Origin of the sequence: Pseudomonas syringae group sp. 26L6 (assembly GCF_032587815.1) — a bacterium.
In the GTDB taxonomy this organism is placed as follows: domain Bacteria; phylum Pseudomonadota; class Gammaproteobacteria; order Pseudomonadales; family Pseudomonadaceae; genus Aquipseudomonas; species Aquipseudomonas amygdali.
In genome coordinates, this window is sequence record NZ_JAWHPJ010000024.1 from 23,022 (window position 1) to 36,706 (window position 13,685).

The 13,685-nt window shown below is 59.4% G+C and carries 12 protein-coding genes; 2 read left to right on the forward strand and 10 right to left on the reverse strand.

The annotated features are described in order from the left end of the window. Positions 1 to 2: 2 nt before the first annotated feature. From RYA97_RS13365 to RYA97_RS13375, 3 genes are all read right to left on the reverse strand, one after another. Positions 3 to 830, reverse strand: a complete 828-nt coding sequence (locus RYA97_RS13365) for a substrate-binding periplasmic protein (protein WP_031594912.1) — start codon at positions 828 to 830, stop codon at positions 3 to 5. 119 nt (positions 831 to 949) lie between these two features. Beyond that, complete coding sequence (locus tag RYA97_RS13370) at positions 950 to 1,879, reverse strand: electron transfer flavoprotein subunit alpha/FixB family protein (protein ID WP_005779946.1); 930 nt, start codon at positions 1,877 to 1,879, stop codon at positions 950 to 952. Beyond that, positions 1,880 to 2,629 (reverse strand): electron transfer flavoprotein subunit beta/FixA family protein, encoded by a 750-nt coding sequence (locus tag RYA97_RS13375; RefSeq protein WP_002552966.1) that lies wholly within the window; start codon positions 2,627 to 2,629, stop codon positions 1,880 to 1,882. It abuts the gene before it with no gap. 519 nt (positions 2,630 to 3,148) lie between these two features. Between RYA97_RS13375 and RYA97_RS13380 the strand changes: the two genes are divergently transcribed. After that, the gene (locus tag RYA97_RS13380) at positions 3,149 to 4,804 is read left to right on the forward strand and encodes an electron transfer flavoprotein-ubiquinone oxidoreductase (protein WP_005745246.1); all 1,656 of its coding nucleotides are present in this window, start codon (positions 3,149 to 3,151) and stop codon (positions 4,802 to 4,804) included. 47 nt (positions 4,805 to 4,851) lie between these two features. On the opposite strand, the gene RYA97_RS13385 is transcribed toward RYA97_RS13380, so the two are convergent. Next, positions 4,852 to 5,745 carry an AraC family transcriptional regulator gene (locus RYA97_RS13385; protein WP_058400453.1) on the reverse strand — a complete coding sequence of 298 codons (894 nt, stop codon included), beginning with the start codon at positions 5,743 to 5,745 and terminating at the stop codon, positions 4,852 to 4,854. Between the two features lie 179 nt (positions 5,746 to 5,924). Here RYA97_RS13385 and RYA97_RS13390 point away from each other — a divergent pair, with 179 nt between their 5' ends. Then, positions 5,925 to 6,977: an NAD(P)-dependent alcohol dehydrogenase gene (locus RYA97_RS13390; protein WP_005745245.1), complete on the forward strand. Its 1,053-nt coding sequence runs from the start codon at positions 5,925 to 5,927 to the stop codon at positions 6,975 to 6,977. 11 nt (positions 6,978 to 6,988) lie between these two features. On the opposite strand, the gene RYA97_RS13395 is transcribed toward RYA97_RS13390, so the two are convergent. From RYA97_RS13395 to asd, 6 genes are all read right to left on the reverse strand, one after another. Then, entirely contained in the window at positions 6,989 to 7,798 is an 810-nt protein-coding gene (locus RYA97_RS13395) for an IclR family transcriptional regulator (protein ID WP_005779951.1), read from the reverse strand. Positions 7,799 to 7,874: 76 nt separating this feature from the next. Continuing rightward, positions 7,875 to 9,185, reverse strand: coding sequence for an MFS transporter (locus RYA97_RS13400; protein WP_002552961.1), 1,311 nt, complete (start codon positions 9,183 to 9,185; stop codon positions 7,875 to 7,877). 303 nt (positions 9,186 to 9,488) lie between these two features. After that, positions 9,489 to 10,667, reverse strand: coding sequence for a galactonate dehydratase (dgoD, locus tag RYA97_RS13405; RefSeq protein ID WP_255872618.1), 1,179 nt, complete (start codon positions 10,665 to 10,667; stop codon positions 9,489 to 9,491). Positions 10,668 to 10,690: 23 nt separating this feature from the next. Beyond that, positions 10,691 to 11,326, reverse strand: coding sequence for a 2-dehydro-3-deoxy-6-phosphogalactonate aldolase (locus tag RYA97_RS13410; protein WP_057404341.1), 636 nt, complete (start codon positions 11,324 to 11,326; stop codon positions 10,691 to 10,693). Between the two features lies 1 nt (position 11,327). Then, positions 11,328 to 12,332, reverse strand: a complete 1,005-nt coding sequence (locus RYA97_RS13415) for a 2-dehydro-3-deoxygalactonokinase (RefSeq protein WP_117139870.1) — start codon at positions 12,330 to 12,332, stop codon at positions 11,328 to 11,330. Between the two features lie 180 nt (positions 12,333 to 12,512). Continuing rightward, a complete protein-coding gene (gene asd / locus RYA97_RS13420; protein ID WP_002552957.1) occupies positions 12,513 to 13,625 on the reverse strand; it encodes an aspartate-semialdehyde dehydrogenase in 1,113 nt (370 codons plus the stop codon). Positions 13,626 to 13,685: the final 60 nt, after the last annotated feature.

Here is a 13,685-nt window from a genome sequence, read left to right on the forward strand (position 1 = left end):
TCCTACTTGTCTGGTGCGCTGGCGCTGGCAGGTTGCAACAGCTGGGCTTTCCACAACTCCAGGTTGTGCCTGATGACATCACCCGCAAGGCCGGAGGCGGCCGATTCTGTCATCTTTTTCGCCAGTTGTCCGCGCAACCATGGTTCGTTGCAGGCCGAATTGAACGACAACGCCAGATAAAACCCGGGTGTATCGACCGGCAAGGGTTGCGCAGCCAGGTCTGCAGAAAGACCCAGCGTCTGCACCATGACCATCCCGGCGTAACGACCGGCAAGCACGTAATCCACCTCACCCAGCGCCAGCTTCTGAAAAGCCGGGGTCAGGCCTGGCAGGCGTGTCAGGCTCAAATGCTGCTTGGCCGCAGCCTCGAATGAAGGCGTCAATCGGGTCTTTTCCGACATGGCGCCAGGATGGTCGTGCAGCTCATCCAGGGTATTGAACGGTACGCTGTGATCGTGGCGCGTCCAGACCATGATGTCGTTCTGCACGATCGGCGGGTGAATGTAATCAAGCGACTCAAGTTGCGCTGCATTGAACGGCGCGTCCGCCAACAGATCCATGCGTCCGGTGCGCACCTCTTCAAGTGCCTGACTGCGTTTGCCGCCGTACAGGAACTCGACCTTGATACCCAGCTCACCTGCTGCCTGTGTGAGCAGATCGGCATTGGCACCCATCAGATGGCGTGGATCCTGAGGGTCACGCCATAAATAAGGCGGCGCGTCCGGACTGCCGGTCACAATCAGACGCTCGCACTTGCCTGCCGCGAATGAAAGCGTCGGCAGCATGACCAGCCCGAGAAAAAGCGAAGACAGCAGCCGGGGATGCACCATGAAAAGTCCTTTGATACCCGATAAAAAACCCGCTCGATCCGGGACTATGTACCGCAAGCAATCTGCCGGCACACAACCCCCGAACGGAACGGGTTCTCTTTATAGTGGAAGCGCGTGGCTTAAACCAGCTTCTCCAGCTCGGGAATGGCTTCGAACAAATCAGCCACCAGCCCGTAATCGGCCACCTGGAAGATCGGAGCTTCCTCATCCTTGTTGATCGCAACGATCACCTTGGAGTCTTTCATGCCGGCCAGATGCTGAATGGCACCGGAAATACCGACAGCAATATACAGCTGAGGCGCAACGATCTTGCCGGTCTGGCCGACCTGCATGTCATTGGGCACAAAACCGGCATCGACCGCAGCACGGGAAGCACCCACTGCAGCACCGAGTTTGTCGGCCAGCGTGTACAGGTGCTTGAAGTTGTCGCCGTTCTGCATGCCACGACCGCCGGATACGACGATCTTGGCCGCTGTCAGTTCTGGACGATCGGATTTGGCCAGTTCTTCGCCAACGAAGCTGGACTTGCCCGCATCGTGAGCAGCCGAAACCGCTTCGATAGAAGCCGAACCACCCTCGGCAGCGACCGGATCGAAACCGGTGGCACGCACGGTGATGACCTTGATCGCGGCAGTGGACTGCACGGTGGCAATGGCGTTACCGGCGTAGATCGGGCGCGTGAAGGTGTCGGCCGAGACCACCGAAACGATCTCGGATATCTGGTCGACATCCAGCTGCGCAGCAACGCGAGGCAGGATGTTCTTGCCGTTGGAGGTTGCAGCGGCCAGAACGTGACTATGGCCCGCAGCCAGCTCTACGACCAGTGGCGCAACGTTTTCAGGCAATTGATGTGCATAGGCAGCGTTGTCGGCCACCAGCACTTTCGCCACGCCAGCAATTTTGGCGGCGGCGTCGGCAACGGCACTTACGCCTGAACCGGCAACCAGCAAGTGGATGTCACCGCCGATCTTCTGCGCGGCAGCCAGGGTATTGAGCGTAGCAGGGGCTACGGTCGCATTGTCGTGTTCAGCGATAACCAGGATCGTCATTTAGATTACCTTCGCTTCGTTTTTCAGTTTCTCGACCAGTTCAGCCACCGATTTGACCTTGATGCCCGCGCTGCGTGCAGCCGGTGCTTCAACCTTGAGGGTCTTGTTGGTCGAGGCCGTGGAAACGCCCAGTGCATCCGGGGTCAGCACTTCAAGCGGCTTCTTCTTGGCTTTCATGATGTTGGGCAGCGAAGCGTAGCGTGGCTCGTTCAGACGCAGGTCCGTGGTCACGATGGCTGGCAGGCTCAGGGAAACAGTCTGCAGACCGCCGTCGATCTCACGGGTCACGGCAACCTTGTCACCGGAGACTTCAACCTTCGAGGCGAACGTACCTTGCGGGTAGCCGCTCAGTGCGGCCAGCATCTGGCCGGTCTGGTTGTTGTCACTGTCGATAGCCTGTTTACCAAGGATAACCAGTTGTGGCTGCTCCTTGTCGACCACTGCCTTGAGCAGCTTGGCCACGGCCAGAGAGGTCAGTTCTTCGGTAGACTCGACCAGCACGGCACGGTCTGCACCCAGCGCCAGCGCAGTACGCAGTTGCTCCTGAGCAGTGGTAGGACCAATGGTGACGACCACGATTTCCGTTGCCACGCCCTTCTCTTTCAAGCGCACCGCTTCTTCAACAGCGATTTCGCAGAACGGGTTCATGGACATTTTGACGTTGGCAAGATCGACGCCGGAGTTGTCCGCCTTGACGCGAACCTTGACGTTGTAGTCGACCACTCGTTTGACAGCTACAAGAACCTTCATGGATTCCTCACTCTCCGGTGAAAAGAAGTCGCCTGGCGATACCAGGCGATCGATATGTGTCCTCAACAAGCAATCGCAATGCGTGCAGGCCGTCCGGGCGACTTCAAAAAGCCATATAAAAGCCGGGAGTCACCCGTCAAGCAGCGGCAGGGTGTGTAAAATGCGCCGTGCGACGTTGACCTGTTGCCTGCACCGCGTCCGCCTGATGCCTTTTGAGAGACTTCCTGCAACGCAGGTGCCTCGTTTCAGCCTACGGCAAACGCAAAACCGCCCGTATATTGACCGCAACGCCTTTTCCGGTCAATACGCCAAATCGGCCAGTTCCGAGTCTGGTGTCTTTGATTTATCTGGGCTGCGGGCAATTCAAACAAACGTTTGTATTGGACCCATGCAGTGGTGTAGATATAATGCGTGCCATTAAAAGACGGGTGGTGCCCAACACCTCCTGTGTCGGCCTGCAGCGACTCATAAAGCAGCGCCCATAAAAATACCGTGAGCCTTGAAAGTAGGAGATAGCCTGTGGAACGCGAATACATGGAATTCGACGTCGTCATCGTCGGAGCCGGCCCTTCCGGGCTTTCTGCCGCTTGCCGCCTTAAACAGAAGGCCGCTGAAGCCGGGCAGGAAATCAGCGTCTGCGTGGTGGAAAAAGGCTCCGAAGTCGGCGCACACATTCTGTCCGGTGCCGTGTTTGAACCGCGCGCACTGAACGAGCTGTTTCCAAACTGGCAGGAATTGGGCGCTCCGCTCAATACACCGGTCAAGCGTGATGACATCTACGTCCTGCGCGACGCCGAAAAGGCGCAGAAAATTCCGGACTTTTTCGTCCCCAAGACCATGCACAACCAGGGCAACTACATCATATCCCTGGGCAATCTGTGCCGCTGGCTAGCCCAGCAGGCTGAAAACCTTGGTGTGGAAATCTACCCGGGCTTTGCCGCTCAGGAAGCACTGTTCGACGAAAACGGCGTGGTACGCGGTATCGTCACCGGCGATCTGGGTGTCGACCGCGAAGGCAACCCCAAGGAAGGCCTGTACACCCCCGGCATGGAACTGCGCGCCAAGTACACGCTGTTCGCCGAAGGCTGCCGCGGTCACATCGGCAAGCAATTGCTCAAGCGCTTCAATCTCGATGACGAAGCCGATGTACAGCATTACGCCATCGGCCTGAAGGAAATCTGGGAAGTCGACCCGGCCAAACATGAACAGGGCCTGGTGGTGCACACCGCAGGCTGGCCGCTGGACGATGCCAATCCGGGCGGCTCGTTCCTGTACCACCTGGAGAACAATCAGGTGGTAGTCGGCCTGATCGTCGACCTGTCATACAGCAACCCGTACCTGTCGCCGTTCGACGAATTCCAGCGCTACAAGCACCACCCGGTCATCAAGCAGTACCTTGAAGGCGGCAAACGCATCAGCTACGGCGCACGCGCCATTGCCAAGGGCGGCCTGAACTCGCTGCCGAAGATGGTATTCCCTGGCGGCGCGTTGATCGGTTGCGACCTGGGCACCCTGAACTTCGCCAAGATCAAGGGCAGCCACACGGCAATGAAGTCCGGCATGCTCGCAGCCGATTCGGTGGCAGATGCCCTGTTCGCCGGCAAGGAAGGCGGCGACGTGCTGACCTCCTACGTCGATGCCTTCAAGGCCAGCTGGCTGCATGCAGAGCTGTTCGCCAGCCGCAACTTTGGCGTGGCGATCCACAAATACGGCGCGATCAAGGGTGGCGCCTTCAACTTCATCGATCAGAACATTTTCGGTGGCAAGCTGCCGTTCACGCTGCACGACACCACGCCGGACTACGCCTGCCTCAAGCTGGCAGCGGACTCAAAGAAAATCGATTACCCGAAACCCGACGGCAAGCTCAGCTTCGACAAGCTCAGCTCGGTATTCCTCTCCAGCACCAACCATGAAGAGGAGCAACCCTGCCACCTGAAGCTGACCGACCCGAGCATCCCGATCAGCAAGAACCTGCCGCTGTACGACGAACCGGCACAGCGCTATTGCCCGGCTGGCGTGTATGAAGTCATCACTAAAGAAGATGGCGAAAAGCGCTTTCAGATCAACGCGCAGAACTGCGTGCACTGCAAGACCTGCGACATCAAGGACCCTTCGCAGAACATTACCTGGGTTGCACCGGAAGGCGCTGGCGGGCCGACGTACCCGAACATGTAAGGCGGCGGCAAGCTACAGGCTTTGATCTTGCCGCTTGTAGCTTGCCGCTAAACCCTACAGCCCTCTTCTCCCGGACTGCGTTCAAAGTAGCGCTTGTATTCACGGCTGAACTGCGACGCACTTTGATAGCCGACCCTGAGCGCGACCTGCGACACATTCAGCCCGTCGGCCACCAGCAGTTGCTGAGCCTTGAGCAGGCGCAGACGTTTGAGGTACTGCACCGGTGACAACAGGGTGCTGCGTTTGAAGTGCTCGTGAAAGGTCGAGGTACTCATGTTTGCGCAACTGGCCAGCGTGTCGACGTTCAGCGCGTGGTCATAGTGCTCATGCAGATAGGTTACCGCCGAAGCAATCCGTGCGAATTGCCCCTGCTGTTCGACCAGCGCACGCAATACCCCTGATTGCGGTCCACGCAGCGCGCTGTACAGCACCTCGCGAATCCTTGATTGCCCCATCGCCTGACACTCCAGCGGATCGTGCAGACAACGCAGCAGGCGTTCGACGCTGTCACGCATCGCAGAGTCGATGCGTACCGAGGTCATCGACTCCGGGGTCTGCATCTGGCTTTCCTGGCCGCTGGCCGGGCCCATCGCTTGCACCAACTCGCCAAGCAGCACGCGGTCGATGGCTACCGACACGCCATACAGCGGCTTGTCCGGGGTGGCGAAGGTCTCACATTTGAACGGCACAGAAAGCGCCTGAATCAGGTAATGCCCGGTGCCGTACTCAAACGTACGTGGCCCCAGGCAGGCGACCTTGCTGCCTTGCACGACGATCATCAGGCTCGGCTCGTAAATCTGCGGGCTGCTGGCGACATAGCCAAACGCCGAAAGCACGCGAACCTCGGGCAAATGCGTCGCCACAAAGCCTGGACGCACTGCCAGCGGCTGGATCAAGGAGACAAGCGTGGCATTGCCATCAATAACAACAGGTAACGTCATGGGAGCAGCCTGACAGAGAAACAGACAGCTGTATCATCGCAGATTTGCGCTTCATAGCCGACCCTGAAACGCCAGGTCGGAGGAATAGGCATGAAACACGTAGGATTCACCATAGCCGTGAGGGGCGCATATCAGGACAATTGACCACCTATATTCCGTAACACCTTGCGAGGTCAAACATGTACACAGCTATCGGTTATGCCGCACAGTCCGCTACCGCCCCCCTCGCCCCGATGACATTCGAACGTCGCGCTCCGCGTGCCGACGACGTTGCCATCGAAATCCTCTACTGCGGCGTCTGCCACTCTGACATTCACCAGGCGCGCAACGAATGGGGCATCGCCGTCTACCCGCTGATGCCTGGCCATGAAATTGTCGGTCGCGTCACCGCCACTGGCACCAACGCCAGCAAATACAAGGTTGGCGATCTGGTCGGTGTTGGCTGCATGGTCGATTCGTGCCGCGAATGCTCGGCCTGTAAATCGGATCTCGAACAGTATTGCCTGGAGGGTCCGACCATGACCTACGCCACGCCTGACCGCGTGGACGGCAGCAACACCATGGGTGGCTACTCCAACAGCATCGTGGTCGCCGAGCATTTCGTTGTGCGCATTCCAGAGAAACTCGACCCGGCTGCTGCTGCGCCAATCCTTTGCGCAGGCATCACCACTTATTCGCCACTCAAGCACTACGGTGTGAAGGCTGGCGACAAGGTCGGTATTCTGGGCATGGGTGGTCTGGGCCACATGGGCATCAAGTTCGCCAAGGCAATGGGCGCTGAAGTGACCCTGTTCACTCGCTCCGCAGCCAAGGCTCAGGAAGCACGTCGTCAGGGTGCAGATCATGTGATCGTGTCCACCGACGCTGAACAGATGAAAGCCGCTGCCGGTCATTTCGACTTCCTGCTCGACACCATTCCGGTCCAGCATGACCTGAACCCCTACCTGGAAACACTGCGCTTTGACGGCGTGCACATTCTGGTCGGTCTGATCGAACCGGTCGAGCCGCCACTCCATGCAGCCCACCTGGTGATGAGCCGTCGCGTATTGGCCGGATCGCTGATCGGCGGCATCGCTGAAACCCAGGAAGTACTGGATTTCTGCGCCGAGAACGACATCACCTGCGACATCGAAATGCTCGATATCCGCAATATCAACGAAGCCTACGAGCGCATGCTGGCCGGTGACGTGAAATACCGCTTCGTGATCGACATGGCCACGCTGCAGGCCTGATTCACTACGAATCAGCCGCCGAGATCGGCCGAGAGTTCCGCTGCTATCTGCTTGATCAGCGGGACCAGCTCGGCCATCTTCTCCAGCGGCATGTAGGGCACGGTACTGGCGACACTGATGCCGGCAACGATCTGTTTGCTGGCATCACGTACCGGCGCTGCAACGCAACGGATCGACGGTTCGTTGTCCTCCAGATCGAACGCATACCCTCCCTGCATGTATTCTTCCCTTCGCGCCTGCAACTGCTCCCAGGTTTGCTGCTCATGAGCAGGCCACAGCGCATTCCTGCCACTGCTCGGCATGCTGGCGTCATACAACCGCTGCCACTCCGGCAACCCGCTGTCCAGCAGCAACGCCTTGCCGATACCGGTTCGCACCAGCGGCATGCGATGCCCGACCCGTGAGCGCATTTCCGGGCCATTGCGACCAGGGTTCTTGTGCAGATAAAGCACGTCGTCCCCTTCCCGCACCGCCAGATGCACCGTATCGCCCGTCAGCTCCGACAGCCGATCCAGATACGGCCGGGCGAGAATTGCCAGTGGCACTTCTTCGCGCGCCTGAAACCCCAGCTCAATCAGTTTCGGCCCAAGCAGATAACCCACTTGAGGCACCACCCGAAGATAGCGCTCCTCGACCAGGCAACTGGCCAGCCGGTGCGTGGTACTACGTGTGGTGCCGATCAGCCGGGCGATTTCCTTCAGGTCGCGTGCGCCACCGGCCACCGCCTGCACAACGCCAAGCCCGCGCAACAGAGTCTGGGTCCCTGTCGGCGCCGGTTCTTTGCCGGTAATTTTTTCAGGGATGATCGAATCGTTGTGCATGACAGGCCATTTTCATAAAGGGGGCGGATCGAAAAGCTGACGGCATTATCGCCGCCAGCGTCCAGATACGTCGACATCAGAGCTCGATACGCTCTACTTTGCCTACCAGCAGGATGTACGACAGCGCGCCCAGCAATGCCAGTACCGAAATGTAAGTGATGGCCGGCGCAAACGAGTCACCGGTTGCCAGAAAGCCGATCACGATCGGCGTGGCGATGGCGGCGAGGTTGCCGATGAAGTTGAACGTGCCACCAGTCAGGCCCAGCAAGCGCGCCGGGGCCAGGGTCGACACCAGCGACCAGGTGATCGACGCCAGACCGTTGCCGAAGAATGCCAGCGCCAGAAAGGTGATGACCAACGGTGTGGAGTCAACGAAGTTGGCACCGATGATCGAGGTCGAGATCAGCAGCCCGGCAATGATTGGCAACTTGCGCGCAAAGCCCACGCTATGCCCGCGACGGATCAGCCAGTCGGAGAAGAACCCCGAACACAGCACGCCGACAAACGCCGCGAGAAACGGCAACGACGCCAGTAGCCCGGACTTGATGAAATCCATGCCGCGGTATTTCACCAGATAGGTCGGGAACCAGGTCAGGAAGAACCACAGCGTGGAGTTCAGGCAGAACTGGCCCAGATAGATCCCCCACAGCTTGCGCTTGCTCAACACAATGCCCAGGTCCAGCCAGCTGAAACCCTGCTTCTGTTTTTCGACATCCTTCTGGATGTCTACCAGACCGCCGCCCTCTTTGATCAGGTCGATTTCCTGCTGATTGACACCTTTGAAGTCACGCGGCTCGCGATAGACCGTATACCAGATCAACGCCCACAGCACACCGACACCACCTGTAGCGACAAACACCATGTGCCAGCCATAGTGCGCCTGTAACCAGGCCAGCACCGGCGTCAGAAACGCCAGACCGACGAACTGCCCCGAGGTATAGACGCCAATGGCGGTAGCCCGCTCGCGCTCGGGAAACCAGGTGGTCACGACACGGCTGTTGATCGGATAGGCAGGTGCTTCCAGCGCACCGACCGCCATGCGCAGTACGAACAGCGCAATAAAGCTGGCCGCAAAACCAAGCATGATGGTCGCAATGGACCACAGCAGCAGCGCCGCGGTGTAAAGGATACGCGGCGGCACACGGTCCACCAGCCAGCCACCTGGCAATTGCATGGCGGCATAGGTCCAGCCGAACGCGGAGAAGATCAGCCCGATGTGAACCGTATCAAGGCCCAGCTCGGCGGTCAGCGCCGGAGCGGCAATCGACAGGTTGCTGCGGTCCAGGTAGTTGATCACCACCGTAATGAACAGCAGCACCATGATGAAGAAACGTTTGCGGGACGGCGTCACCAGGGATGCCGCACCCTCAAGAGTTCGAGTGCGCATGGAATGTAGCCTCTTGTTGGATTTATTGAGGTCTGTGTTTCGATTGGCGAGCTCTCGTTCCCACGCTCCCGCGCTCAGTGCTATACAAATCCGCTTTTGATTCTGGCTGAAGGCCGTGGGAGCGAACTTGTTCGCGAAAGGGCCAGTGCATTCCCCAAAAACGCATCGGCTGAACTACCTTCTTCGCGAACAGGTTCGCTCCCACGCCCTCCGGGCAGAAGCCCGATCTACGGGCTTCTCAGGACTTATGTATAACGCTGAGTGCAGAGCGTGGGAACGATGGTTATGGGGATTTACTGTGCTCTACCACTCGGCAAAACTGCCATCGGCATGGCGCCAGATCGGGTTGCGCCAGCGGTGGCCGATGGCCGCGCGTTCGATGACATATTCTTCGTTGATCTCAATGCCCAGGCCCGGCCCGTTGGGAATTTTGACCATGCCTTTGTCGTAGTCGAAGACTTCCGGGTGCTTCACGTAATCGAGCAGATCGTTGCTTTCGTTGTAGTGAATGCCCAGGCTCTGTTCCTGAATGAAGGCGTTGTAACAAACCGCGTCCAGTTGCAGGCATGCCGCCAGCGCGATAGGCCCGAGCGGACAATGCAGCGCCAGCGCGACGTCATACGCTTCGGCCATATTGGCGATCTTGCGGGTTTCAGTGATGCCACCGGCGTGGGACGCATCAGGCTGGATAATGTCGACATAACCTTCGCTCAACACGCGCTTGAAGTCCCAGCGTGAGAACAGCCGTTCACCCAGGGCAATCGGCGTGCTGGTCAACGGTGCCAGTTCCTTCAGTGCTTCATAATTCTCGCTGAGCACCGGCTCTTCGATGAACATCAGCTTGTAGGCGTCCAGCTCCTTCATCAGCACCTTGGCCATGGGCTTGTGCACCCGGCCATGGAAGTCCACACCGATGCCGACATTCGGCCCGACCGCATCGCGCACGGCAGCCACGTTGGCCAGCGCCAGGTCGACCTTGTCGAAGGTATCGAGAAATTGCAGCTCTTCGGTGCCATTCATTTTCACCGCAGTAAAACCACGTCCGACCGCTTCTTTCGCAGCCCGCGCCGTGTCTGCAGGGCGGTCACCACCGATCCACGAATAGACGCGAATCTTGTCACGCACCTGACCGCCCAGCAGGTCACTGACGGAAACGCCCAGGGCCTTGCCCTTGATGTCCCACAACGCCTGATCGATGCCTGCCAGAGCGCTCATGTGGATAGCCCCACCCCGATAGAAGCCGCCGCGGTACAGCACCGTCCAGATGTCTTCGATATTGCGTGGGTCCTTGCCGATCAGGTAATCGGAGAGCTCTTCCACTGCAGCGGCCACGGTGTGCGCGCGGCCTTCGACCACTGGCTCGCCCCAGCCGACAACGCCCTCGTCGGTCTCGACCTTGAGGAAGCACCAGCGTGGCGGAACGATGAACGTGGTGAGTTTGGTGATTTTCATGGGTGCGGTTTCTCTTGTTGATTCTCTTATTGGATAGCGACTACCGGTGCCGGTCAGTCTGCAAGCGTTGCGCTGTGCTGCTTCCAGGCAGCCACATAGGCCTGGGCGCGCTCAGTAACGTCGGCGACGCTCATGCCTGGCTTGAATAGCCCGGAGCCCAGGCCAAAGCCTTTAACGCCGGCATCAAGGAACACCTTCATGTTGTCCGGCGAAATACCCCCGACCGGCAGCAGAATCGTGCCCTTGGGCAGGACCGCCAGCCACGCCTTGACCACCGCGGGCGACATCTGCTCGGCAGGAAACAGCTTCAGTACATCAGCTCCTTCGGCCAGCGCGGCAAAGGCTTCGGTCGGCGTCGCCACGCCCGGTGAGAGGAACAGCCCGGCAGCCTTGGCGGCACGCAACACCTTGGCGTCGCTGTGCGGCATGACAATCACCTGCCCTCCGGCATCCTTGACCTGAGTCACCTGCTCCGGGGTCAGCACCGTTCCCGCACCGATCAGGCAATCGGCTGGCAGTTGCTGGCGCAACAAGCGGATGCTGTCGAACGGCTGTGGAGAGTTGAGCGGCACCTCGATGACTCGAAACCCGGCCCCGTACAACACATCGCCAATCGCAGGCGCTTCCTCGGGACGCAGGCCGCGCAGGATTGCGACCAGACCGTTTTCCTTCAATGCTTGTTTGAGCATGTCAAACCTCTCGAATGTGTTGGGACGAGCGGCGCGCGATCAGGCCGGCTTGAACGGCGACCTGCCAGAGGCCGCGCTCGGTCGCCTGCTCGGCCAATGTCACGCCGGGAAAGCCACAAACGGCCAGCCCGCGTGCATAGCGCGTGCACAGCGAATCGCTGCCGATGAGGATCACCGCAGGCAATTGTTCGTGGTTGTGCAGATGCAGCCTGGCGATGGCGCCCAGTTCATGGCCAATCAACAGGCCGGAAAGATAGTCAGGTTGCGCACTGGCAGCCAATTGCCCGGTAAGGCCGAGCGTTCGTGCGCTGAAAATCGTCGACAGCGGCCCTGCAGAGCCCGCGTCGGACAGGGCAATCGACAAGCCGCGGTCAAACGCCTGCTCGTCGAACGCCTCCGAAGGCTGCATGGTGCGTCCCAGAATAGTGTGCGCGCAGAGCGCGGCGTAGACCTCGCCGGTCATGAAGGTGTCGAAGTGAACAATGCGACCCCGTTCTACCTGCACCCATTTGGAGTGGCTGCCGGGCAGACCGATCAGCAGCTGCTGGCTGCTCTGCCCGGCGTCCAGGCCGGCCAGCACACCCAGCACCTGGGTTTCTTCGCCACGCATGACGTTGGGCAGGGTCGAGCGTTGCAGGACGCCGGGGATGATGTGCACCGTCACGCCGCGCACGCTGCGCACCGTCTGCAGCGCTGCGCTCAGCTCATTGACGCTGGCCGGCGTTTCCCGGTAGGCCGCCTCGCGCCAGCCCTGTGCGCTGCCGACCATGCCACAGGCAATCACCGGCAGGTCCGGTTGGGCATCGAGCCAGTCGCCGCACGCCTGGTCAAAGGCCAACTCGAAACCGTCACTGCAGAACTGCCCCGCGATCAGCCGCGGCGTGGTCGGCAACTGCATGATGCCCGCGCTCAATGCGCGCTGTTCCAGTACCTGGCCATGTTCGCCAAGTCGATAAGCACGAAGTGAGGTTGTCCCCCAATCGAGCGCGATCAATTGCGCCTGCATTGCGTCACCTGTTGTTTTTTTGGAAGTGAGTGCAGGACGACTATAAACCCGTTGTTACACTTATCTCAATATGTAAATTTCAATCCCATATATAGGGAAAAAAGACAGTCAATCAAAAGTATCAGGCACTAAAAAACCCGCCTTCCTTTCGGAAAGCGGGTTTGCTGTAAAACCGAAGCCTCAACGCTCCAGCAGGATTCTCAGCATGCGGCGCAGCGGCTCTGCCGCGCCCCACAACAGCTGGTCACCCACGGTAAAGGCACCCAGGTACTGCGAACCCATGTTCAGTTTACGCAAACGGCCCACCGGAATACTCATGGTGCCGGTTACGGCAGTCGGGCTCAGCTCGTGCATGCTGGCTTCACGGTTGTTCGGCACCAGCTTGACCCACGGGTTGTGCTGGCTGATCAAGCCTTCGATGTCCGCAATTGGCACATCCTTGTTCAGCTTGATGGTCAGCGCCTGACTGTGGCAACGCATGGCACCGATGCGTACGCAAATGCCGTCGACCGGGATCGGGCTCTTGAAGCGACCGAGAATCTTGTTGGTCTCGGCCTGGCCTTTCCACTCTTCGCGGCTCTGGCCGTTCGGCAACGCCTTGTCGATCCACGGGATCAGACTGCCCGCCAGTGGCACACCGAAGTTCTCGGTAGGGAACGACTCGCTGCGCATGGCTTCAGCCACCTTGCGGTCGATATCCAGAATGGCGCTGGCCGGGTTGGCCAGATCATCGGCCACCGAGGCATGCACGGCACCCATCTGCCTGATCAGCTCACGCATGTTCTGCGCGCCGGCTCCGGAGGCCGCCTGATAGGTCATGACGTTCATCCACTCGACCAGCCCGGCGTCGAACAGACCGCCCAGGCCCATCAGCATCAGGCTGACCGTGCAGTTGCCGCCGATATAGTTTTTGGTGCCCGCATCCAGCTGCTGATCGATAACCTTGCGGTTCACAGGGTCAAGCACGATAACGGCGTCATCCTGCATGCGCAGACTGGAGGCGGCATCGATCCAGTAACCCTGCCAGCCGGCTTCGCGCAGCTTGGGGAACACCTCATTGGTGTAGTCGCCACCCTGACAGGTCAGCACTACGTCCAGGGTTTTCAGCTCGTCGATGCTGTAGGCGTCTTTCAGTGGCGCAACATCCTTGCCCACCGAAGGCGCCTGGCCACCGACATTGGAAGTAGTGAAGAACACCGGCTCAATGAGATCGAAGTCCTGCTCTTCCCGCATCCGCTGCATGAGCACGGAACCGACCATGCCGCGCCAACCGATCAGACCTACACGTTTCATCGCAACTACACCTTGAATAAAAGTGGGACCACCGCTCTGCGCATGCACAGCAGGCGGCGG

Coding starts and splice junctions, on each gene's coding strand:
- RYA97_RS13390 (WP_005745245.1), top strand. CDS start 5,925: ATGTACACAGCTATCGGTTATGCCGCACAGTCCGCTACCGCCCCCCTC.
- RYA97_RS13395 (WP_005779951.1), bottom strand. CDS start 7,798: ATGCACAACGATTCGATCATCCCTGAAAAAATTACCGGCAAAGAACCG.
- RYA97_RS13385 (WP_058400453.1), bottom strand. CDS start 5,745: ATGACGTTACCTGTTGTTATTGATGGCAATGCCACGCTTGTCTCCTTG.
- RYA97_RS13365 (WP_031594912.1), bottom strand. CDS start 830: ATGGTGCATCCCCGGCTGCTGTCTTCGCTTTTTCTCGGGCTGGTCATG.
- RYA97_RS13375 (WP_002552966.1), bottom strand. CDS start 2,629: ATGAAGGTTCTTGTAGCTGTCAAACGAGTGGTCGACTACAACGTCAAG.
- RYA97_RS13415 (WP_117139870.1), bottom strand. CDS start 12,332: ATGCAGGCGCAATTGATCGCGCTCGATTGGGGGACAACCTCACTTCGT.
- RYA97_RS13400 (WP_002552961.1), bottom strand. CDS start 9,185: ATGCGCACTCGAACTCTTGAGGGTGCGGCATCCCTGGTGACGCCGTCC.
- asd (WP_002552957.1), bottom strand. CDS start 13,625: ATGAAACGTGTAGGTCTGATCGGTTGGCGCGGCATGGTCGGTTCCGTG.
- RYA97_RS13410 (WP_057404341.1), bottom strand. CDS start 11,326: ATGCTCAAACAAGCATTGAAGGAAAACGGTCTGGTCGCAATCCTGCGC.
- RYA97_RS13370 (WP_005779946.1), bottom strand. CDS start 1,879: ATGACGATCCTGGTTATCGCTGAACACGACAATGCGACCGTAGCCCCT.